The organism is Selenomonas timonae (assembly GCF_014250475.1).
Taxonomy (GTDB): domain Bacteria; phylum Bacillota; class Negativicutes; order Selenomonadales; family Selenomonadaceae; genus Centipeda; species Centipeda timonae.
The window spans coordinates 1,683,791-1,704,292 of the sequence record NZ_CP060204.1; the positions used below are offsets into that span (position 1 = coordinate 1,683,791).

General features: G+C 54.2%; 26 protein-coding genes and 1 pseudogene. All 27 read left to right on the top strand.

Features of this window, described 5'->3' with window-relative positions; translation table 11 throughout:
* Nucleotides 1–282, top strand: coding sequence for a hypothetical protein (locus H1B31_RS08120; protein ID WP_009438578.1), 282 nt, complete (start codon nt 1–3; stop codon nt 280–282).
* A gap of 117 nt (nt 283–399) precedes the next feature.
* Nucleotides 400–1,233 carry a hypothetical protein gene (locus tag H1B31_RS08125; protein ID WP_009438392.1) on the top strand — a complete coding sequence of 278 codons (834 nt, stop codon included), beginning with the start codon at nt 400–402 and terminating at the stop codon, nt 1,231–1,233.
* Complete coding sequence (locus tag H1B31_RS08130; protein WP_009438455.1) at nt 1,217–1,453, top strand: DUF4314 domain-containing protein; 237 nt, start codon at nt 1,217–1,219, stop codon at nt 1,451–1,453. The genes H1B31_RS08125 and H1B31_RS08130 overlap by 17 nt, the downstream gene beginning before the upstream one ends.
* Nucleotides 1,450–1,626 (top strand): DUF5049 domain-containing protein, encoded by a 177-nt coding sequence (locus H1B31_RS08135; RefSeq protein WP_006306644.1) that lies wholly within the window; start codon nt 1,450–1,452, stop codon nt 1,624–1,626. Before H1B31_RS08130 ends, H1B31_RS08135 begins: the two co-directional genes overlap by 4 nt.
* 160 nt (nt 1,627–1,786) lie before the next feature.
* Nucleotides 1,787–2,065, top strand: coding sequence for an Nmad4 family putative nucleotide modification protein (locus H1B31_RS08140; protein ID WP_037350273.1), 279 nt, complete (start codon nt 1,787–1,789; stop codon nt 2,063–2,065).
* A gap of 95 nt (nt 2,066–2,160) precedes the next feature.
* Nucleotides 2,161–4,269 (top strand): terminase TerL endonuclease subunit, encoded by a 2,109-nt coding sequence (locus H1B31_RS08145; RefSeq protein WP_185979945.1) that lies wholly within the window; start codon nt 2,161–2,163, stop codon nt 4,267–4,269.
* A 115-nt stretch (nt 4,270–4,384) separates the two neighbouring features.
* Nucleotides 4,385–4,711: a hypothetical protein gene (locus H1B31_RS08150; RefSeq protein WP_009438373.1), complete on the top strand. Its 327-nt coding sequence runs from the start codon at nt 4,385–4,387 to the stop codon at nt 4,709–4,711.
* Between the two features lie 99 nt (nt 4,712–4,810).
* Entirely contained in the window at nt 4,811–6,064 is a 1,254-nt protein-coding gene (locus tag H1B31_RS08155; RefSeq protein ID WP_185979946.1) for a phage portal protein, read from the top strand.
* Nucleotides 6,054–6,749: a head maturation protease, ClpP-related gene (locus tag H1B31_RS08160; RefSeq protein ID WP_185979947.1), complete on the top strand. Its 696-nt coding sequence runs from the start codon at nt 6,054–6,056 to the stop codon at nt 6,747–6,749. The genes H1B31_RS08155 and H1B31_RS08160 overlap by 11 nt, the downstream gene beginning before the upstream one ends.
* A gap of 15 nt (nt 6,750–6,764) precedes the next feature.
* Nucleotides 6,765–7,940 carry a phage major capsid protein gene (locus tag H1B31_RS08165; protein ID WP_185979948.1) on the top strand — a complete coding sequence of 392 codons (1,176 nt, stop codon included), beginning with the start codon at nt 6,765–6,767 and terminating at the stop codon, nt 7,938–7,940.
* A gap of 67 nt (nt 7,941–8,007) precedes the next feature.
* Complete coding sequence (locus tag H1B31_RS08170) at nt 8,008–8,283, top strand: head-tail connector protein (RefSeq protein WP_009438355.1); 276 nt, start codon at nt 8,008–8,010, stop codon at nt 8,281–8,283.
* Between the two features lie 12 nt (nt 8,284–8,295).
* Nucleotides 8,296–8,622, top strand: coding sequence for a phage head closure protein (locus H1B31_RS08175; RefSeq protein ID WP_450097638.1), 327 nt, complete (start codon nt 8,296–8,298; stop codon nt 8,620–8,622).
* On the top strand, nt 8,615–9,013 hold the full coding sequence (locus H1B31_RS08180; protein ID WP_185979950.1) for an HK97 gp10 family phage protein: 399 nt from the start codon (nt 8,615–8,617) through the stop codon (nt 9,011–9,013). Before H1B31_RS08175 ends, H1B31_RS08180 begins: the two co-directional genes overlap by 8 nt.
* Nucleotides 9,010–9,372: a tail completion protein gp17 gene (gene gp17 / locus H1B31_RS08185; RefSeq protein ID WP_185979951.1), complete on the top strand. Its 363-nt coding sequence runs from the start codon at nt 9,010–9,012 to the stop codon at nt 9,370–9,372. The genes H1B31_RS08180 and gp17 overlap by 4 nt, the downstream gene beginning before the upstream one ends.
* 1 nt (nt 9,373) lies before the next feature.
* A complete protein-coding gene (locus tag H1B31_RS08190; RefSeq protein WP_185979952.1) occupies nt 9,374–9,973 on the top strand; it encodes a major tail protein in 600 nt (199 codons plus the stop codon).
* Nucleotides 9,974–9,984: 11 nt separating this feature from the next.
* On the top strand, nt 9,985–10,299 hold the full coding sequence (locus H1B31_RS08195) for a hypothetical protein (protein WP_185981269.1): 315 nt from the start codon (nt 9,985–9,987) through the stop codon (nt 10,297–10,299).
* Nucleotides 10,300–10,485: 186 nt separating this feature from the next.
* Complete coding sequence (locus tag H1B31_RS08200; RefSeq protein WP_185979953.1) at nt 10,486–13,038, top strand: hypothetical protein; 2,553 nt, start codon at nt 10,486–10,488, stop codon at nt 13,036–13,038.
* Nucleotides 13,010–13,351, top strand: coding sequence for a phosphoribosylformylglycinamidine cyclo-ligase (locus tag H1B31_RS08205; RefSeq protein ID WP_185979954.1), 342 nt, complete (start codon nt 13,010–13,012; stop codon nt 13,349–13,351). The genes H1B31_RS08200 and H1B31_RS08205 overlap by 29 nt, the downstream gene beginning before the upstream one ends.
* 2 nt (nt 13,352–13,353) lie before the next feature.
* On the top strand, nt 13,354–13,767 hold the full coding sequence (locus H1B31_RS08210) for a hypothetical protein (RefSeq protein WP_185979955.1): 414 nt from the start codon (nt 13,354–13,356) through the stop codon (nt 13,765–13,767).
* A gap of 10 nt (nt 13,768–13,777) precedes the next feature.
* The gene (locus H1B31_RS08215) at nt 13,778–14,686 is read left to right on the top strand and encodes a hypothetical protein (protein ID WP_185979956.1); all 909 of its coding nucleotides are present in this window, start codon (nt 13,778–13,780) and stop codon (nt 14,684–14,686) included.
* Nucleotides 14,683–16,377: a hypothetical protein gene (locus H1B31_RS08220; RefSeq protein ID WP_185979957.1), complete on the top strand. Its 1,695-nt coding sequence runs from the start codon at nt 14,683–14,685 to the stop codon at nt 16,375–16,377. The genes H1B31_RS08215 and H1B31_RS08220 overlap by 4 nt, the downstream gene beginning before the upstream one ends.
* Nucleotides 16,374–16,595 carry a hypothetical protein gene (locus H1B31_RS08225; RefSeq protein WP_185979958.1) on the top strand — a complete coding sequence of 74 codons (222 nt, stop codon included), beginning with the start codon at nt 16,374–16,376 and terminating at the stop codon, nt 16,593–16,595. Before H1B31_RS08220 ends, H1B31_RS08225 begins: the two co-directional genes overlap by 4 nt.
* 295 nt (nt 16,596–16,890) lie before the next feature.
* The gene (locus H1B31_RS08230; protein ID WP_226372092.1) at nt 16,891–17,673 is read left to right on the top strand and encodes a hypothetical protein; all 783 of its coding nucleotides are present in this window, start codon (nt 16,891–16,893) and stop codon (nt 17,671–17,673) included.
* A gap of 2 nt (nt 17,674–17,675) precedes the next feature.
* Nucleotides 17,676–18,068: a phage holin family protein gene (locus H1B31_RS08235; RefSeq protein WP_037350539.1), complete on the top strand. Its 393-nt coding sequence runs from the start codon at nt 17,676–17,678 to the stop codon at nt 18,066–18,068.
* Nucleotides 18,069–18,178: 110 nt separating this feature from the next.
* On the top strand, nt 18,179–18,364 hold the full coding sequence (locus H1B31_RS08240) for an SHOCT domain-containing protein (RefSeq protein WP_026762616.1): 186 nt from the start codon (nt 18,179–18,181) through the stop codon (nt 18,362–18,364).
* 34 nt (nt 18,365–18,398) lie between these two features.
* On the top strand, nt 18,399–19,898 hold the full coding sequence (locus H1B31_RS08245) for a recombinase family protein (protein ID WP_185979960.1): 1,500 nt from the start codon (nt 18,399–18,401) through the stop codon (nt 19,896–19,898).
* Nucleotides 19,877–20,311, top strand: a pseudogene (locus H1B31_RS08250) (recombinase family protein); the annotation flags it as partial. The gene H1B31_RS08245 and the pseudogene H1B31_RS08250, both read left to right, overlap by 22 nt.
* Nucleotides 20,312–20,502: the final 191 nt, after the last annotated feature.

Here is a 20,502-nt window from a genome sequence, read left to right on the forward strand (position 1 = left end):
ATGAAACTGGAACACATTCAAAACGAACTGAAGAATCATGTGGGAGATTTCGTGCGGACGGAGGCGAAGGAAGCGACCGTCCTATGGCTGCATGAGAAGGGGCTTCCTGCGGCGCGTGAAGTGTCGGCGGCGTATACGGCGGCACTGAAAGAGAGTGCCGAGAAGGAGTCAGGATGGTGCAGATTCCGTGACCGCATCTTCCTGCCGCTTGTCATTGACGGGGCGATCTGGATGACGGGCAAGATGCTCGAGCGGATGACTGCTCCTCATTCTGTGAAATGATAATACTCTGTGGTTTATCTCACTGAGGCTATGGTGTATACAACACAATCCGCTTGCTAATTCTTCCCATACGAGTGATGAATGTAATGACCAAAGTTCATAAAGGAGGTTTTCAAAATGAAGGTCAATTACAACATCCAGAAGGAAGAGCGCAAGGCGATGGTCGGGATCGTCGGCAAGGTGCTTGAGACGAAGCCCACATACTGCGGCGCACCGAGCTTTTCCTACAAGGTCGGTGCGTTCGAAATCACGAAGGACGGCATCCTTTGCTTCGATGATGCCGCAGACGAAGCGACTGTTACGCGTGTGCGCACGGCACTACGCGAGGCAGGTTTCACGTCCGAGGATGGGGAGAACGAGGCTTTCTGCGGGGACACAGGGGCGAATGAGCCGAGCCGACCGGAAGCGGCGGTGGAAGAGCCTAGCGAAGTTGATCCGGCAGAGGATAAGCTGACACCAACAGAAACGCCGGCAGAAGTTACTGCGATGGAGGAAGCTGTCGTTGCAGCAACCGATGAGGACAACCTTTCCATCAGTCTCCCACGCAGCCTTTTCACCGAGACGGCACTGAAGAATCTGGACGCACTCCTTCGGAGCAAGGGGCGGCTGATTCGCCACGCCTTTGACATCAAAGAGGCAACCTACACACTCATCGATGACCGCATCACCTTTGCATGGCTACACGGCACAATCACCGACGAGACGGCAAAGGCATACGCCGAGTTTATCAGTAAGCTCTGCGAGATGGCACGGACGCAGAAGCGCGTCACGGCAAAGGAGAAGATCGTGGACAACGAGAAATACGCATTCCGCTGTTTCCTCCTGCGCCTCGGCATGATCGGCAGCGCCTACAAGGAGAGCCGCAAGATCCTCCTGCAGAACCTCATCGGCAGCAGCGCGTTCAAGAGCGGACATCGGAAGGAGGCTGAAGATCATGCGGTTTCCGAGTAGAGAGCAGATTGCCGCACTTCGAGAGCGGTACCCGCACGGGACGAGAGTGGAACTCCTCTCGATGGACGATCCGCAAGCCCCGCCGACGGGGACGAGGGGCGAGGTCATGGGCGTCGATGACGCGGGACAGCTTCTCGTTCGGTGGGAGACAGGATCGTCACTGAGCCTGATCCCCGGTGTGGACTCTTTCCACATCGTGCAGAAAGGCGACAGATCATGAACGAGAAGGTTGTTTCCCAGATCATGGACATCCGCAACTCCGGGCGGGTGAATATGTTCGACGTCCCCAGAGTTCAGCGGATGGCGTTCGAGATGGGGTTCTACGAACTGGTCTGCTTCATCGAGGAAGACCGTGCGACGTATGTACGATTTATCCTCACGGGTGAAAAATAGCTTACGATTCTAGGGATTTAGCACAGCCTTTCGGGGCTGTGTTTCTCTCGAAAAATAAGTGTAGTTTATTCAAAATACGACTTGCTATATTCTGCGTTTAGATGCATATATGTACATGACCAAAGGGAACAACCTACACACAGAAAGCGAGGAACACAAAATGAGAAACGCAGAAGCAAGATGGCCGAAGACCACCACGATGGAGCACCTCGATGAGATGCGGTTCGGAACGAGCGGCGCGATCCTTCGCTACGGCGAGCAGATCCTTGTCGTCGGGATGGAATGCTGGGGCTTCCACGCAGCCGTCTACGAGATGGTCGAAACGCCAGAGGAGACAGGCTTCGCGGACATTGAATGCCGCTTGAACCTTGTCGAAGCCGCCACCGAGCTTTTCGAGGACGGCGGTCACGCGATGGCTTGGTGCATGAAGCGCATCTAAGCCACGCCGAACAACAAAACAGCCCTTCGGGGCTGCTTCTCGTTTCTGTGTTTTTGAGTCGCTGACGGCGGCTCTTTTTTGATGGGGGTGATTGCTTGCGGAAACTGACGGACTACAAGCCGACAAAGTTCATGGCAGAGGAATCGCACTATGACAAAGCCGCTGCGGACTATGCTGTGGGCTTTATCGAGTGCCTGTGCCATACGAAGGGGACGTGGGCAGGAAAGCCCTTCGAACTCATCGACTGGCAGGAGCGCATTATCCGAGACATTTTCGGAATTTTGAAGCCGAGCGGGTATCGCCAGTTCAACACGGCGTATGTTGAGATTCCCAAGAAACAGGGAAAACAGTTGGCACTCAATACGAAAATCCCGACACCGAACGGATTCACTACAATGGGTGATATTCGTGTGGGAGATACCGTTTTTGACGAAAACGGACAGCCCTGCCGAGTTGTCGCCAAGAGCGATGTGGATGATACGGAGCAAGCCTATCGATTGACCTTCCGCGACGGATCGTCCATCGTGGCAGGGGAGCGGCATCTCTGGAATGTGGATTACATCATCGGTGAGCCGCGCTCCGTACTTTGGACAACGGGCGAAATCTACCGTCGGACGATGGAATATCGCGAGCGATATAGGGGGAATGCAAAAGATGTGCATCGCTCTGTTATCCGTATCCCTGCGGCAAAGACGCTGCAGATCGAGAAAAGAAACCTGCCCGTCACTCGCTCCTGTTTTCATTATCTGGCAGACATTGTGCCGCTCTCAGAGAGAGTCCCCATGCAGTGCATTCAAGTGGACAGCAGAAGCCATTGTTATCTGGTAGGGGAATCCTTCGTTCCAACGCACAACAGCGAACTTGCCGCCGCCGTTGCACTTCTTCTTTGCTGCGGCGATGGGGAGGAGCGTGCCGAGGTGTATGGCTGTGCTGCTGATCGTCAGCAAGCAAGCATCGTATTCGAGGTCGCAGCAGATATGGTGCGGATGTGTCCCGCACTCGGCAAGCGGGTGAAGATCCTCGCCTCCCAGAAGCGGATGGTGTATCTGCCGACGAACAGCTTCTATCAGGTGCTTTCGGCAGAGGCGTACTCGAAACACGGCTTCAATATACACGGGGTTGTGTTTGACGAGCTGCATACACAGCCGAACCGCAAGCTCTTTGACGTTATGACGAAAGGCTCCGGCGATGCGCGTATGCAGCCGCTCTACTTCCTCATCACTACGGCGGGGACGGATACGCAGTCCATCTGCTACGAGACACACCAGAAAGCAAAGGATATTCTCGAAGGGCGAAAGATTGATCCGACCTTCTATCCCGTGATCTACGGAGCGAAGGAGGATGAGGATTGGACAGACCCGGAGGTCTGGAAACGATCGAATCCGTCGCTCGGGATTACAGTCGGCATCGACAAGGTACAGGCAGCCTGTGACTCTGCACGGCAGAATCCCGCCGAGGAGAACAGCTTCCGTCAGCTGCGTTTGAATCAGTGGGTGAAGCAGTCTGTACGGTGGATGCCGATGGATAAGTGGGATGCGTGCGCCACACCTGTGGATGCCGAGTCCTTGGAGGGGCGCGTCTGCTACGGCGGTCTTGACCTTTCCTCCACGATGGATATTACGGCATTTGTTCTTGTATTCCCTCCGACGGAGGAAAATGAGCCGTTTGCCGTGCTTCCGTATTTCTGGATTCCCGAGGAGAACATTGACCTGCGTGTGCGGCGTGATCATGTGCCGTATGACGTGTGGGAGAGGCAAGGTTTCCTGCAAACGACAGAGGGAAATGTGGTTCACTACGGATTCATCGAGATGTTCATCGAGAAACTGGGTGAGAAGTACAATATCCGCGAGATTGCCTTCGACCGATGGGGCGCGGTGCAGATGGTGCAGAACCTTGAGGGCATGGGATTCACCGTTGTTCCATTCGGGCAGGGCTTCAAGGATATGAGCCCGCCGACCAAGGAACTGATGAAGCTGACCTTGGAAAAGACAATAGCGCACGGCGGGCATCCCGTCATGCGCTGGATGGCAGACAACATCTTCATTCGCACCGACCCTGCGGGGAACATCAAGGCAGATAAGGAGAAATCTATGGAGAAGATCGACGGTGTGATCGCACTTATCATGGCACTGGATCGTGCGATCCGTTGCGGGAATGATACGTCGGAATCGGTGTATGAGAGCCGTGGTGTGTGGGTGTTTTAGGGCGATCGTATACACTCTTTATCTTCACATATGGCCTTGCTATTTTGCCGATAGTACGGGAATATACACATACCGAAAGGGAAAACCGAAGAACCAAGAAACGGAGGAAAAGAAAATGACGAAGAAGGAAATTGCCGAGATCATCGAGAGCAAGGCCGCCGCATACGGATTCGCGATGCAGGAAAACACGATGGGCTGGGCGAACGAAAGCGACCGCGACACCTGCATCCGCATCGAGATTCGCAAAGAAACGGATTACGAGAAGACGGATTGGGAAGCCCGCAAGGTTTTCCGAGACATCAAAGCCAATGCCAGCATTTGCCAGATGGGTGGAAATCCCACGCCGGAGGAGCTTTTGAAAGCCGCCGACGAGATTGCGCGGGGCGCGAAATTCACAGCCGACATCAACAGCATGGGGCTTTCCTGCATCGAAAACTTCTAAACCGAAATGAGGGAGTGCCGCTCGGAAGGGCGGTGCTCTTACTCTCATCATCTTCTGTGGCGAGATTTTTTACATGCCGTTTTGGAAATGGAGGATTCCATGAACCTATTTAGCAAACTCTTCCGTTCGCGGGACAAGCCTACGAATCATCTTGGCGGCTTGTCCTTTTTGTTTGGGCAGACGGCGGCGGGCAAGGCAGTCAACGAACGGACGGCAATGCAGACGACGGCAGTATACGCCTGTGTCCGCATCCTCGCTGAATCCATCGCAGGACTGCCGCTTCACGTATATAAATACAAAGGGCAGGGCAAAGAGCGCGTGCCGGAACATCCGCTGTACTTCCTGCTCCACGATGCGCCTAATCCCGAGATGACGAGTTTCGTATTCCGCGAGACACTTATGGCACATCTCCTTCTGTGGGGAAATGCCTATGCCCAGATACTTCGGGATGGCAGGGGGCGTGTCCTTGGACTCTATCCGATGCTCCCGGACAAGATGGATGTGAGCCGTGACAGCCGTACGGGGGAGCTCTACTACACCTATATGCGAAGCACGGAGGAGAATCCGAATTTTGCGGACAAGGGGCAGATTCGTCTGCGCCATGAGGATGTTCTGCATATCCCGGGACTCGGCTTCGACGGTCTGGTTGGCTACAGTCCCATCGCTATGGCAAAGAATGCCATCGGCATTGCGCTTGCCACAGAGGAATATGGTGCCGCCTTCTTCAAGAATGGGGCGCGTCCGGGCGGTGTTCTGGAACATCCGGGTGTTCTCAAAGACCCGTCAAAGCTCCGTGAGAGTTGGCACGCCGTCTACGGCGGTACGATGAACACGGGCAGGATTGCCGTCCTTGAGGAAGGCGTGAAGTATCAGCAGATTGCCATACCGCCGGAGGAGGCGCAGTTCCTTGAGACGAGGAAGTTTCAGATCGACGAGATTGCACGTCTTTACCGTGTGCCGCCGCATATGATCGGAGACTTGGAGAAATCCTCGTTTTCGAACATCGAGCAGCAGTCCTTGGAGTTCGTGAAGTATACGTTGAATCCGTGGGTTGTGCGCTGGGAGCAGTCGCTTCAAAAAGCACTGCTGACGGACAAGGAGCGGGCAGATTACTTCATCCGCTTCAATGTGGATGGGCTTCTGCGCGGAGACTACAAGAGCCGCATGGAGGGATATGCCATCGGGCGGCAGAACGGATGGCTTTCGGCAAATGACATCCGCAGCCTTGAGGACATGAACCCCATCGAAGCGGACGAGGGCGGCGATCTGTACCTCATCAACGGGAATATGACAAAACTGAGGGACGCAGGGCTGTTTGCCGCTAGGCAGAAGGGAGTAAGTGATGAAACGTAAATTTTGGAACTGGGTACGGAACGAGGGGGAGAAGCGTATCTTGCTTCTGGATGGTGAAATCTCGGACGAAACGTGGTGGGGCGATGAAGTCACACCTCAGATGTTTCGTTCTGAACTGCATGCTGCCGAGGGAGATATTGACCTCTGGATCAACTCGCCGGGCGGGGACTGCTATGCGGCGGCGCAGATCTACAATATGCTCATGGAGTATAAGGGGAATGTCGCCGTCAAGATTGACGGGATTGCCGCGTCTGCCGCATCCGTCGTCGCAATGGCAGGAACAACCGTTGAGATGTCACCCGTGGCTACCATTATGATCCACAATCCGATGACCGTCTCCATCGGGGATACACACGAGATGGAGCGGACAATCACATTCCTTGCCGAGATCAAGGAGAGCATCATCAACGCCTACGAACTCAAAACAGGACTGTCCCGTGCGAAGATTTCACGGCTGATGGATGCCGAGACGTGGATGAACGCAAAGAAGGCGGTGGAGCTTGGATTTGCGGATTCCGTCCTCTATGAGAATCGGGAACATCTCACAGGCGAGGCGGCAGACGGGCTGATTTTCTCCCGTGCCGCCGTCACGAACTCCCTGCTCTCGAAATTCGGGCAGGGGACACAAACAAATAATGTCGATGCAGAGCCGCTCAAACGACGGCTCTTTTCTATGTCACATTAACGGAGGGACAAACACATGGATAAGATCATGGCAATGCGCGAGAAGCGTGCAGAAATGTGGGAACAGGCAAAGCAGTTTCTGGATTCTCATGAGAAAGACGGGCATCTCACAGCCGAGGATGCCAAAGCATACGAGCAAATGGAGAATGAGGTGCTCGCACTCGGAAAGGACATCGAGCGCATGGAGCGTCAGGCGATTCTCGATGCGCAGCTGGCAAAGCCAGTAACGGCGGCAATTACCAATCTGCCGGGCGCGGGATTTGCCGCTGAAAAGACGGGACGTGCAAGCGAGGCATACCGTGCGGCGATGCTGAAGGCTCTTCGCACGAACTTCCGTCAGGTGGAGAACGTCCTGCAGGAGGGTGTGGATGCAAACGGCGGCTATCTCGTTCCCGAGGAATACGACCAGCGTCTGATCGACGTTCTGAATGAGGAGAACGTCCTGCGTCCGCTTGCAACGACGATCACCACGAGTGGGGAGCACAAGATCAATATCGCCGCCACAAAACCTGCGGCTGCGTGGATTGAGGAGGGTGCAGCACTTACCTTCGGGGACGCGACCTTTGCCCAGATCGTTCTCGACGCGCACAAGCTCCATGTCGCGGTCAAGGTGACGGAGGAACTGCTCTATGACAACGCCTTCAAGCTTGAGAACTACCTCATTGAGCAGTTCGGCAAGGCACTCGGCAACGCAGAGGAGGATGCTTTCCTGAACGGCGATGGGACGCACAAGCCGAAGGGGCTTCTCACCTCGGCAAAGACATCCGTCACCACGGCGGCGGCAGACATCAAGGCGGACGAACTCGTGACGCTCGTCTACAGCCTCAAGCGTCCCTACCGCAAGAATGCGTCGTTCATCGTCAACGATCAGACCCTTGCAAGCATCCGAAAGCTCAAGGACGCGAACGGTGCGTATTTCTGGCAGCCGTCGTACCAGATGGGCGAACCCGACCGTCTGCTCGGCTACCCCGTCTATTCCTCGGCATATATGCCGAGCATCGCGGCGGGCAAGACCGTCATCGCGTTCGGCGATTACTCCTACTACAACATCGGCGACCGTGGGACACGTTCCCTGCAGGAACTCAAGGAGCTGTTTGCGGGCAACGGCATGGTCGGCTACGTTATGAAGGAACGTGTGGACGGCAAACTCGTTCTTGAGGAAGCTGTGCAGACGCTCAAGATGAAGGGCTGATAAATCGTCCACTTATCCATTTTATCAGCGATTTCATTGGTTTTGCGGCAAGAGGGGAGGTGGTTCTATGCTTGTGCCGCTTGCAGCAGTCAAGCAGTATCTGCGCATTGACGGGGATGAGGAGGACGATCTCCTCATGCACTTTACTGAAACGGCAGAACAGATTTGTACGGCTCTCCTGCGCGTGAAGAAGCTGTCCAAGGTTGAAGATCAGGCAATCGTGCGTGTCGCGGTGCTCTATGCCGTATCCTATCTCTATGAACATCGGGAGGAAGCGGATCACAGAGGGCTTGCGCTGACGCTGCGCTCGCTTCTCTTCGGTGTGCGGAAGGAGGTCTTTTAGGTGAGGGTGTCGATGAGCGAACTGCGTCACCGAATCACTATTCTGCGTCCCGTCACAGATACGGACGATGAGGGGAATATCCTCGTGCAAACAACACAAGAAGTCGGTAAAGCGTGGGCGCTTGTTCTTCCGTTTGCGACGAAAATCTCGGACGGCTATGCGGAGAAGGTGCAGGAGGTGGATTACCGCATCGTCATTCGTTACCGTGCGGATGTGCGCGTGACCGACCTAGTGCAGTGGAATGGGAAGCGGCTCACACCCATTGCGCCGCCCTATCTGCTTGGCGGGAAGAAGCGATGGCTCGTGATGGAATGCAAGGAGTTGGTGGAAGATGGCTAGATACCGAGGTTTCGTCTCTGCCGAGAAGATTCTATCGGAACTCGGCGCGGAGGCGACGGCTGCGGCAAAGGCAGCACTTGAGCGCGGCGCGGACGATGTGGTCGCGGAGGCAAAGAACCGCTGTCCCGTCTATACGGGAACAGATAAGCGCGTGGTCAAAGGTGCGCTGCGGGATTCCATCCACAAACGTCTGCGCCGGAAGGACGGCTCTGTTTGGAGGATCGCGGCAGATGCGGAGTCTCAAGATGGCGTTCCCTATGGCGTACTCGTTGAGTTCAGCCCACGCATCAACCGTCCGTTTCTCTATCCCGCGCTCGATGCCAAGAAGGACGGGATCCGTTCTGCCATCGTCGATGCCGTAAGGTCTGCCATTCGGAGGAGAGGGAAATGAGTACGGCACGGATGGTGTATCAGGCACTTGTACGCTCAAAGGAGCTGACGCAGCTTCTCGCTCACGGAAAGAAGGGCGTCTACCACGGGCGCAGTCCCAATGCTGGGACATACCCGATTGTCGTTTACTCCGTTATTTCGGATGTTCCTGCACTCTCAGCAGATGGCACGGAACTGGAACGGCGAATCACGGTGCGCATCCACATTCTGACGAAGGACGGACGGTTTCGAGAGATTCATTGCGCTGTGCAGAACGCACTTCTGCCGCTCGGCTTTGTCCGTGCACAGACGCAGGAGATTGTCGAGAAAGATATATTCGTGGAGATCACAGATTACAGAACAGCAGTGGAGGGAGAATAAAATGCCAAGTCCAACACCAACAGCAAAGCCCGCAGGGAATCTGACGAGCGGGCAGTTCATCAACATCCAGAAACTTCATATCGCGAAGATGCTCACCGATGTGGCAGGAGGAGCGGCGACCTACGAAGCTCCGATTCCGCTCGGAAAACTGCTCCGCAAGGTGGACATCAAGCCACAGACGAATCAAGCGGAGCTTTTTGCCGACGGTCAGTCCGTGGATACGGCGTCGAATACCGCATCCTACGATCTGACCTTCGATACCGCCGCGCTTCCTTTGGAATACACGGCGTATCTTCTGGGACACAGTATCGAAAACGGCGTGATGAAGGCGGGCAAGGATGACGTTGCGCCGTACTTCGCTGTTCTCTTCCAGTCGGATAAGAGGAACGGGAAGAAGAGATATACCAAGTTCTACAAAGTCCAGTTCCTCGAACCTTCCGAGAGCGGCAACTCGAAGCAGGAGAGCATTCAGTTCGATACGCCGACGCTCACGGCAAAGGCAATCTACCGTCTCTCGGACGGGCTGTCCTACGCAAAGGCAGACGAGGAGGCGGCGGGCTTTGCCGCTGAGACTGGGACGAAGTGGTACGAGCAGGTCTGAGGGAGGACATGATGGATACACCGAAACTGCATATTGCGGGCAGGGAGATCACGCCGAACCCTCCGAAGATGAAGGTCTGGCGTGAGTTCCTTGCCTTTTTTGATGCCGACAAACAGGACATGAATCTTGAGGACTTCTTGGATGCACATGTCCGTCTGATTATCCTCGGCTTCGGCCGGGAGGAAGTGACAAAGGAATCCGTAGAGGAGAATGTAGATGTCGCGGACATCGTACCGTTGACGCGCTCCCTTTTCCGTTGGATTCAGTCGCTGACCTTCTCCAAACTGGTGAACCTCCCAAACGGGGAGACGGGGAAAGAGGCGTAGTTCTTTCTCCGTACCAGAATCTACTGCGTTACTACGAGCGGCTGCAGTCTGCTTATGGGTGGACGATGCAGGAAATTGACGCACATGAGATTACGTTCCTGCTCGATCAGCTTGTGGTAACGGCACTGTGCGAACAGCAGCAATGTGAACGCTATATTGACGACGTGATGTAGGGAGGGGGATAGAGTGGCAAAGCGCGGACAGAAGATTGATGAACTCTATCTCGACATCGGTCTCAACATCGCACAGCTGCAGCTGGACTTCGACACGGCGGGCAAGACCGTCTCCGACTCCATTGCACGACTCAACAGTAAGGCGAATAATATCCATCTGAAACTGGATGCTGACCTCGCGAAACTCGACGGTGTGGGGACGGAACTCGACAAGATCAGGGTACGCCATCAGGCGATCAACCGCGAGTTGGATATTCAGCGGCAAAAAGAACAGATTCTTGCTGCTGTTTTGCAGTCTGCCAAGAAGAATGACGGCGTGGATAGTGCGTCCTATCGGCGTGCTGAAAGTAACCTGTTACGTCAGCAACGGACAGTTGCGCAGACCGAAGCCGAGGTGCGAAAGCTGAATCATCGCCTCAAGGAAAGTGCCGTTCTCTCCGGCACGCTCAGCGGACGTATCTCAGCGGGCATGACGGCGGCACAGGCGGGTATCAAGAATCTAACGAGCGGGTTCAATGTGTTGTCTGCAAAGATGGCCGCAGTTATGGCTGTTGCGGCAACAGGTGCAGGACTATTCAACATTACAAAAGACGCGATGCTTGCGGGTGAGAACGTCTACAAGCTGACGCAACGACTTCACGTCTCTGCGGGGGAAGCCGCTGAACTGGGGCGTATGTTTCAGCTTGCGGATACGGACATCAAGAGCATTATTCCGCTGATTGCACGTCTTGACAAGCAGGTATCCGCTGCAGGAGAGAGCGGAAATGACACATCTCGCGCACTCTCCCACTTCGGGATCGCACTCAAAGATCAGCAGGGGAATCTCCTCCCACTCAATGAGCAGCTGGCGCAGCTTGCCAAGGGATACAAGACCGCAAGCGAAGCGGGAATGGAGGAAGCATATACCGCCGAAGTCCTCGGGGCTCGTGGTGCGGCACTCATCCCGATTCTCGAACAATATGAAGACCTTATGACCATTTCCTCGCGCGTCAAGACCACGGGTCTGCTTGACCCGGAACAGGCGCATGAGACCTATCTCAAATGGCGTGCGATGGAGATGGAAGCGGGGCAGCTGAAACTTGCGCTTGGTGCGGCACTGCTTCCTGTTGCCGAGGAACTCATGCCGGAGATCAATGACGGCTTTGAATCTCTGGTTGAAACGATCCGTGACAACAAGGACGAGATCAAGGATGCTGTGCTCGGATGGGGCGAGGCACTCAAGACCGTCGCGGAGCTTGCAGGCTTTGTCGGCGAGCAGATTCACAAGGTCAATGAACACGCAGAAGCGAATGCGTGGCTCGTAAAGAATCATCCTGTGGCTGCGCCCCTTATCCCGATTCCGTTTATCGGCGGCACCGTTCTGGACGCACTCTATGGTGATGAATACAAGCAGTACCAAGAACAGCAGAAACTTGCCAAAGAGAAAGCGGCGGCAGAGGAGAAGGCGCGTGCCGAGGCGGAGAAGAATGCCAAGGCGCAGGAGCAGAATGCCAAAGCTGCGAAAATCCGTGCGGCGGCTGAGAAAGATGCTGCAAAGACGGTCAGTGAATCTGCAAAGGCGACCGCACAACTGACGGACAGCTTATATACACTGACGCATACGGACATCCAGAACAGCCTTCATGCTCTGGATCGCGAATCCTTCGAGTTCTTTCAGAAGGGTGCAGATCCTCACCTCATCGACGAATACCGCTTGGCAAAGGAAGCGAAAATCTACGCTGACTTTCAGCGCGACGTTGTGGACAAGGCGAACGCGCTCTACAAGACGGATCTCCAAAACAAGCTGGACTCCATCGCCCGCGAAGCCGATGCCTTTCGGCAGAAGGGCTTGGACGAGGTGCAGACGCAGGCGTGGCTCAGTGAGAGCAAAGCACGAGTGATGGAGCAGTGGGAACGGGATGTCGCGTCAAACATAGACGCTATCTGGAAAACCGAGCTTGAGAATCGTCTTGCTGAGATTGAGCGCGAGAAGGATGCGTGGGTGCAGAAAGGTCTGGACGAGGTCGAAGCGACACGTTGGGCGGAGAAGCAGAAACTCGATGCCAAGCGTAATGCCGCTCTGGAAGTCCTCCGCTCCCAGAAAGAGGAACTGCAGGTGTTCAAGAAATCCGGGCAGGTCGGGCTGATGGAGTACCTTCGCAAGAAGAATAAGTTTACGGCAGAGGATCTGGGGCTGACACCGGAGCTTTTGCAGCAGTTCCAGTCCGGGCGCAAATGGGCGATGGAGAATCTGCTGCCGAATTTCGCTCCCGAGAAGCGTGAGGACAGTTCCCGCATTCGTGTGAATGGGCAGGAGTTCTCGTATGCACAGATGATGGCAGGGCTTGGACAACAGGCGCAGGTTGTTTCAAGTGGTGGACAAAATACTTCGTATTCTCGTCATGAAGGGCAAACCGCGCCATCCATGACGGACAACCGCCAAATTCACATACAGGTGCAAATCGAAAACGCTGTCACGGAGGACAACGAGGGGATGTGTATGCTTGCCGACCACGTCGCCGACCGTATTCGACCCGCCGTCGAGAACGCACTTGGAGGTGATTTCAATTCATATTCACATTGGTGAGGTTAGAACGCTGAGTGTCGAGAGCTGGCAGATCGTTCCCGATGACCGTCAGCAGCTTTTGGAGATTGTTGGCGGTGCTGTGGTTCAGGATTTCGGTCATATCCCGGAAGGCGACCGTGTTTCCTGTTCGGTCACGGTCACTGCTGCTGATTGGGAGAAAATCAAAGGCTACTGGGACAGCCGCACGATGGTGTCCGTGACCGACGAGGGCGGGAATATCCTGCCCTCCATGCGCGTTGTTGTGAAGTCCTACGAGTATATGGCGCATTTCCCGAAGGTATATAAACTGTCTTTAGAATTTTGGAGGGTATGACAATGGCAGAACTGCTGCATATCTATATGAACAATCCAACCGAGGGCGGTAAGGACGGGACGGAGGTCAGCTCCGGCACGGAGCTTGCGCCCATCTCCGTCCTCCTCGATGCGGGCAAGGGCGAGCAGAAAGCCGTCAAGTGCGCCGTGCGCTGCGAGAGCGGCTTCCACATCGACGGAGCTTTGACAATCAAGTTTGTCGGTGATCATGCGGATAAGTGGAAAGCGGCAATCAATAACGGATACACTGCTGAAACGGTATTGGAGTCCGCCGAGTGGAAAGACAGTATCTCATTATCCAATGTTGCTGATAAGAATACGATTTTCTGGGTCAAGGCGCTCAGCAGTGCAGATGAGCCGCCACAGCAGGATACGAGCGTGGACATTCAGGCAGAGGGACTCCTAGTCTCGAATTGAGGAGGTTCGTATGGCGTTCAAATACATCAATCCGGGCTATGCGGAGCTACTTTCGGTTCGTGGCGGCACGACGGTGACGGGCGAGCAGTACAGTAAGACGGGCATATCCTTCTGGCAGCCGACTGGTGACAAAGGTCTGACGATTTCAGGATTCCCCACAGAGCTTTACGGGAAATTGGATCTGTACTTCAAAGCACCGGAGAATGCAGACAGTGCCAAACTTACCCTTGCGATTGGAGGCTACATCATCGTTAGTGCGGAAACGTCCTGGAGCAGGTGGCGCATGAAGGGAAACAACAATAACGATACCATTGCCACTTCCGACAGCATTCGCGTAAATGCAGTCAATACCTTGTGGTTTCAGGTCAAACCGGGGCAAAACCATGACGGTATCTTTCGGGCGATCCTAAACGAACGTGAGGTTTGCAACAAGCAGGACTGCTCTTTTTGGTACGCCTACAGTTCCAGTGAAAAGACCATAACGCTTTACAGCAGAACAGAGGACGTCCTTATCTCGAATCTCATCCTCTCGGACGAGGCGATTAGTCCGAGAGAGCAGGTCGTTATACTGCCCGTCCAAGCGACGCAGACGAACATGACCGACTGCGGCGACGGAAGCTATGAGGCGACGGCTGCGAATCAGGAGCTTTTGCAAACAGTCGATGTTGCCGCCTTGTCCACGCAGTATGGTGCGGACTCGCGTGTGACGGGGATTTCCCTCATCGGGAATCCTGCCTATCGCACGGCAGAGGGACTGTGTGCTTTGACGGCGATTGAAAAGAGCGGAGGGAATGTTACGGAATACGGCAGACATATCGCCGAACAGAATCCGACATCCACCGTTATGGACACGCGCACTGTCTCCATGAGGATTGCAGAACTCATGGGGCGGCAGTTTGGATGGAGAGCGGGGACATGAGCATCAAGCTGAAACCCGCCGTCTGCATCGCATGGCTGCCGATGGGGCGGATTCACCTAAAACCGATTATATACGCCACGGTGATTCCCGTATTCCGTCAATCCGTGCAGGTCAGCGGAGATACGTCACGCAGGCTCAATCTATCTTGTTCCGTTCATGCAGATACCCTACGCGATATTCGGATCGTTAAGAAAATCACGGTAACGGGCGACACCGAGCGGCGCATTGGTCGCTGTGGTACGGTTCTCGTAGATACGAAACGAACTCTTGTCAAACAATCAGGCATCGTTGCAGACACGAAAATCGAGATTCCTCATACATTGACCTACGCAGCGTTTAGAGAGCGCGGCATTCGCTCCTTCTCTGTGACACTTGGTGAACTTACACTCTCAGACACCGTCCAACTCGAAACCGTACATCCGCTCTCCATCGGCGACAGTGCTCAGGGGCGGGTGATGGATTATGCCTTCCGATTTCTCGTCGAGGAAACGAGTCAGCGCGGCATCGTGCAGTCTGTCAAGGGGACGTACAGTAAGGACACCCTCCTCTATACGCCCATCCATATCTACGTCGAGCGGGCGAAGGTGTCGCGCTATGCGGCCGAGATCGCGGCGGCACTTGGTTTGAAGCTGCATCGTCTGACCGATGATTTCACACCGTCGCAGAACTTCGAGGGGAGTGGAATGACGTACCATGATTTCATCTCCGCTCTCTTCGGATGGACGGCAAAACTGCCGCAGCGTCAGATCAATGTGTTCATACGGGGCGACACGCTCCATATCATTCAGCGCGGCATGGAGGAGACTGTCATTGACATCACGCACTGGCCGCACGCGCAGCCGACCATTGAGCGGAAACTTCTGCGTTCCGTCTGGCACAGCGCGAACAACAATCACGAGAGCGGGGCGCATAACGAGGAAGATACTGCGCCTATCCCTTTCACGGGAACGATTTCATTCAAAGAGATCAGCCGCACATACTCCAATGGATTTCTCGTGCGCGAGACGAATGAGAACGGCTACAGTACTTATTCCTACGATGGGGAATACCTCGCAGAAAAGCGGACGCACAACGTGGACGGCTCGACCAGCCGCACGGATTACGCATACGCCTCCACAGGTCGCGACGTTTACCTCTTCAAGGAGTGGGAACGTACCACGGAGGCAGTCCATGACGGAAAGAAGCACACGGAATATGACTGGGAGGATTGGAGTCGTGAGAAGGGGACGGAGCGCATCACCTACCACGCACCGCTCGGCTACGGATGGTATGCGACTACCGTCTATGTGGACGGTGTGCTTGAAGGAAGCTCCCTCTCGCAGGGAAAGCCCGGCGGCAAGGCGAGTCAGTTCACCGTCGAGCAGTCGAATCTCAGCCTTGGTGCAAGTTACGCGAGCGATGATGAGCTTCCGTACTCCTCGCTCATTGACACGGAGTTTCCCGTTGTGGGTGCAGATTATCTGCGAATGCTGACGAGAGAAATCGAGTGGCTCAATCGCAAGACGCAGGAGACGGTCACCGTGGAGATTCGCGCACGGATTCGTAGCAGCATTCCCGACATTGACCACATCGTTGATTTCACCGAGCGCATCCGCTTCGAGGGACACGAATACTTCTTGCTGTCCAATACTGTGGAACTCACGCCGCGTATTCTGCGGCAGACGATCAAGATGGTGAGGTGGTACGGATGAACGGCGTTCTGGGGCTTGCAGCGGCGATAAGGGCAGGGATAAAGAACTCGAAGGTGGTTGAGTCACAGGCACAGCGCGGAAGGATTCAGAATGGACGTGTTCATATCGGCGAGCGCTCCTATCCATTTCGTGCGGTAGTGGACTGCAATACGTCAGACGGCAGTCTAGTGTGGGTACAGATTTCAAAGGGTGGTACCGCCGTTATCGTGGGAGCGTGAGACGATGCACAGGGCTAGAGTGAAAGCAGTGCGCGGGAATCGGGTGCTTGCCGATGGTACGTGGCTTACCTGCATAGGGAATCGAACGGTTCGTGAGGGAGAGTGGATCTGGACGGACGGTCGCTGCGTCTACGGGCATGAATCCGAGGGGGGCAGCAGCTACGTTCCGACGAATGTCCTTTCCGGCATACCGCTCCTCCAGATAAAGTGGAAGGATCAAAAAAACCAGATGCTCCATTCGTACTACGCAAAAGGAAAGATTCATCCGCTCGGCTTTTCCAAAGAGGATATATGGATGGTCAACAGCAGTAGCCGCTTTGCGTATGTCTCAGGCTATGGAATGCTCGATGCAGAAATAGATGAACGGGGAAATCTCTATACCCTCGAAGCTGTCAATGCTCTCGTGTTCCCGCTCATCGGGGCAGATCAGCGTGACAGTATTCTCTCTGTCAAACGCAACGGAGAGATTATTGCCTCATACGATCTTGTGCCGATGTTTGGTGCTCCCGTCGTATCCGGTCCCACTGACCTCTATAGCTGTCAAACAGAAGGCGGGCGGGTGGATAAAGCTGGGAACTTCAAAGTGATGATATGGCACGCAACATCAGAGCATGGGGGAGACGGAAGCCATGTCAGCACAGACCGATATGTGTTCTTCGACGGTCAGAACATGGAACCTTGGATGGAGAAAACCAAAACAACGTCAAGAGACTCTGTTACAGGGGAATCTCATACTTCGGAAAGCAGATGGAGCGCACCGGATTACAGTGTCCGCTATCCTCTCCATGATGGAATGTATATGCGCTTTCCTGCAAATCTGGATTATCTTATCTCCGGGAAAAGGTATATTTCAAAGATTTACAGTGCAAAGGACGAGCTGCTTATGGAACTGGAAACGAATCCGACTGCCCGTACAAGTCTCTGCCCTCTGGGACAGGGGAAATATCTTGTCAGCACAGGCTCGCCCTTATATTTATGGAAAGACGGTCAGTTTACGGAACTGATGCGCGGATGCTACAACTACCGTCTGCGCAGGATGAGCAATCTCAATAAATGGAAAAAGGCAGGAGGTCTTTGATGATGGATCAGATTTTGACAATACGCCTCTATGCGGCAGGCATTGGCATCGTGGTTGGTGAGTTTCTTGGCAGCTTCGACGATCTGCTCTATGCACTTGTCGCATTTGTCGCGACGGACTATGTTACTGGTGTTCTCCGTGCGATTGTTGAGAAGAAACTGTCGAGCGCCATCGGCTTCAAGGGAATCTGCAAGAAAGTCTGCATCTTCACCCTTGTCGGCGTGGCGAATGTGTTAGATGTTCACATCATCGGGAGCGGCTGCGTCCTGCGCTCTGCCGTGATCTTCTTCTACATCTCGAATGAGGGGATCTCGATCATCGAGAACGCAGCGCGGATGGGGCTTCCCGTCCCACAGAAATTGCAGGACATGATGCATAGTCTTAAAAATCAGTAAGATACATAACAACCTCAACGCCCGGCGAATGATCGTCGGGTTATTTTTTTACTTTTTGGGTGACCAAAAGTGCCGTTTTTGTCTGCTGTTTCATGAAGGGAGATGTTGAGATGAGCAAGGAAGAAGGAATACGGGAAATGACGTATCAGATGGTGATGCGTGCTTCATGGAAAATGCTGCAGAGCGGACTTTTGTCAGAGGATGAGTATCTTGCGTTTGAAGCGAAAATGCGCGAGAAATATCGCCCCGTCATCGGGCTTCTATTTTCAGATATTGACTTGCTATCGTGCGGATAGTACGGGAATATGGGAGTGGAAAGGAGGGAGCACCATGAAGATACGAAGAGTTCAACCAAGCCCTATATTGCAGAAAAAGCTGCGTGTGGCTGCCTACGCCCGCGTCTCTGTGGACACGCTTCACCACTCCCTTGCGGCGCAGGTCAGTTACTACAGTACACTCATCCAAAAGAACCCCGCATGGGAATATGCCGGCGTGTACGCAGACGAAGGAATCACAGGGACAAGCACTACACACAGAGATGAGTTCAAGCGGCTGATCGCGGACTGCAACGCTGGGAAGATTGATTTGGTGCTTGTTAAAAGTATCAGCCGTTTTGCCCGTGACACCGTAGATTGCCTTCATACCGTTCGACAGTTGAAAGAGAAGGGGATTGCCGTCCGCTTCGAGCGTGAGAACATTGATTCCACATCCGAAGACGGAGAGCTGCTCTTGACGCTGCTCGCATCCTTTGCGCAGGAAGAGAGCAGAAGCATCGGCGACAACATTCGGTGGGGCGTACGGAGACGATTCGCACAGGGGATTCCGAACGGGCATAAAGCACCGTACGGCTACCAATGGGACGGTGAGATGTTTCGCATTATCCCTGCTGAGGGCAAGATCGTCAAGGAGATATTCCGGAGATACCTTGCCGGAGAATCTGCCTACGCCATCGCCAATACACTTGCGGGGCGCGGAATCACAGGACGGCAGGGGAGACCAATAGAGCAGACCACGGTAAAGGACATCCTCTCCAACATCTCCTACACGGGCACAATGGCGCTGCAGAAGAACTACATCAGTGGGGGGCATATCCGCAAACGGAATAAGGGAGAATTGCCTCTTTATCTCGTGGATGGAGTGTTCGAGCCTCTGGTGTCAAAGGTAGATTTCGACAAGGCACAAGAGATACGGAAACGGAGAGCCGCGCAGTCTAGCAATCGGAATCCTGTTCTTCTTCCGTTTTCCGGAATGGTGAAATGCGGATGTTGCGGCGGCGGCTTCAGCAGAAGAACTGCCGGGAAGTACAGGCGATGGGGTTGCAACACAAGGGAGCGGAAAGGTAGGGAATCCTGTGACAGCCGTCCGATCAAGGAAGAGGAGCTTGTGGCTGCGGTTAGAACCGTCATGGAGAAGGATGATTTCGATACTGCGGAACTCAGGCGCAAGGTGTCCAAGATTGTCATTCACGGTGATCGAATCGACTTCCATCTTGTCAACGGACGCATAAAAAAGATTGCCCGCATCTATAACGGGCAACGCGGCAGTAATCCCTTTACGAACAAAGTCTACTGTACTTCCTGCGGCAGCAAGTGTGAGCGGGATACATGGATGAAGGGAACTAAGGTGTGGTCTTGCAGTCAGCCGCGCACAAAATGCCGACTGAAACGGCTGCCCGAATCCGAGCTGAGGGAAGCTGCGGCATCCTTCTTTGGCAATGGCTACGAGGGCAAGATTGTGCAGAACGTCGAGCGGATCACCATATCCGATGATACAGTGATTTTCCATTTGAAAGAAGGAGGCGCATACCGATGGCAAAGACAGTGCGGATGATTCCTGCAACTCCCAGAGTGTTTCGGTCGGAAGTTACGGCAGAACCAAGACGGCGCAGGACGGCAGGATATGCCAGAGTTTCGACCGATCATGAAGAACAGGCTTCCAGTTACGAAATGCAGATGGCGCATTACAAGAACTACATCGAGAGCCGTGCAGACTGGGATTTCGTCGGTATGTATTCGGACGAGGGCATCAGCGGCACCAACACAAAGAAGCGTGACGGCTTCAACCAGATGATCGAGGATGCCCTTGCCGGCAAGATCGACCTCATCATCACAAAGTCCGTCAGCCGTTTCGCGAGAAACACCGTGGATTCTCTGCAGAATGTCCGTAAGCTCAAGGAAAACGGTGTAGAGATTTACTTCGAAAAAGAGAACATATGGACGTTCGACACGCGCGGAGATGTCTTACGCTCCGATTTGATACAATGCAACGATGGGGTCCAATCCGTCAGACCGCTTGGGATATAGGGGTTCACGATACTGCTGCTCCTAGGCAGTCTTTTCTTTTGCCCGAAACTCGATGGCGTCGGAGTTGTCGGGGACATACTCTATTAACGATGAATACCCTATTAACGATTGCTGGGGGGAATCGTTAAGCT

Excerpts from the sequence above, each read along its gene's own strand:
- H1B31_RS08120 (WP_009438578.1), top strand. The coding sequence starts at position 1 with ATGAAACTGGAACACATTCAAAACGAACTGAAGAATCATGTGGGAGAT.
- H1B31_RS08125 (WP_009438392.1), top strand. The coding sequence starts at position 400 with ATGAAGGTCAATTACAACATCCAGAAGGAAGAGCGCAAGGCGATGGTC.
- H1B31_RS08130 (WP_009438455.1), top strand. The coding sequence starts at position 1,217 with ATGCGGTTTCCGAGTAGAGAGCAGATTGCCGCACTTCGAGAGCGGTAC.
- H1B31_RS08135 (WP_006306644.1), top strand. The coding sequence starts at position 1,450 with ATGAACGAGAAGGTTGTTTCCCAGATCATGGACATCCGCAACTCCGGG.
- H1B31_RS08140 (WP_037350273.1), top strand. The coding sequence starts at position 1,787 with ATGAGAAACGCAGAAGCAAGATGGCCGAAGACCACCACGATGGAGCAC.
- H1B31_RS08150 (WP_009438373.1), top strand. The coding sequence starts at position 4,385 with ATGACGAAGAAGGAAATTGCCGAGATCATCGAGAGCAAGGCCGCCGCA.
- H1B31_RS08155 (WP_185979946.1), top strand. The coding sequence starts at position 4,811 with ATGAACCTATTTAGCAAACTCTTCCGTTCGCGGGACAAGCCTACGAAT.
- H1B31_RS08160 (WP_185979947.1), top strand. The coding sequence starts at position 6,054 with ATGAAACGTAAATTTTGGAACTGGGTACGGAACGAGGGGGAGAAGCGT.
- H1B31_RS08165 (WP_185979948.1), top strand. The coding sequence starts at position 6,765 with ATGGATAAGATCATGGCAATGCGCGAGAAGCGTGCAGAAATGTGGGAA.
- H1B31_RS08170 (WP_009438355.1), top strand. The coding sequence starts at position 8,008 with ATGCTTGTGCCGCTTGCAGCAGTCAAGCAGTATCTGCGCATTGACGGG.
- H1B31_RS08175 (WP_450097638.1), top strand. The coding sequence starts at position 8,296 with ATGAGCGAACTGCGTCACCGAATCACTATTCTGCGTCCCGTCACAGAT.
- H1B31_RS08180 (WP_185979950.1), top strand. The coding sequence starts at position 8,615 with ATGGCTAGATACCGAGGTTTCGTCTCTGCCGAGAAGATTCTATCGGAA.
- gp17 (WP_185979951.1), top strand. The coding sequence starts at position 9,010 with ATGAGTACGGCACGGATGGTGTATCAGGCACTTGTACGCTCAAAGGAG.
- H1B31_RS08190 (WP_185979952.1), top strand. The coding sequence starts at position 9,374 with ATGCCAAGTCCAACACCAACAGCAAAGCCCGCAGGGAATCTGACGAGC.
- H1B31_RS08195 (WP_185981269.1), top strand. The coding sequence starts at position 9,985 with ATGGATACACCGAAACTGCATATTGCGGGCAGGGAGATCACGCCGAAC.
- H1B31_RS08210 (WP_185979955.1), top strand. The coding sequence starts at position 13,354 with ATGGCAGAACTGCTGCATATCTATATGAACAATCCAACCGAGGGCGGT.
- H1B31_RS08215 (WP_185979956.1), top strand. The coding sequence starts at position 13,778 with ATGGCGTTCAAATACATCAATCCGGGCTATGCGGAGCTACTTTCGGTT.
- H1B31_RS08220 (WP_185979957.1), top strand. The coding sequence starts at position 14,683 with ATGAGCATCAAGCTGAAACCCGCCGTCTGCATCGCATGGCTGCCGATG.
- H1B31_RS08225 (WP_185979958.1), top strand. The coding sequence starts at position 16,374 with ATGAACGGCGTTCTGGGGCTTGCAGCGGCGATAAGGGCAGGGATAAAG.
- H1B31_RS08230 (WP_226372092.1), top strand. The coding sequence starts at position 16,891 with ATGGTCAACAGCAGTAGCCGCTTTGCGTATGTCTCAGGCTATGGAATG.
- H1B31_RS08235 (WP_037350539.1), top strand. The coding sequence starts at position 17,676 with ATGGATCAGATTTTGACAATACGCCTCTATGCGGCAGGCATTGGCATC.
- H1B31_RS08240 (WP_026762616.1), top strand. The coding sequence starts at position 18,179 with ATGAGCAAGGAAGAAGGAATACGGGAAATGACGTATCAGATGGTGATG.
- H1B31_RS08245 (WP_185979960.1), top strand. The coding sequence starts at position 18,399 with ATGAAGATACGAAGAGTTCAACCAAGCCCTATATTGCAGAAAAAGCTG.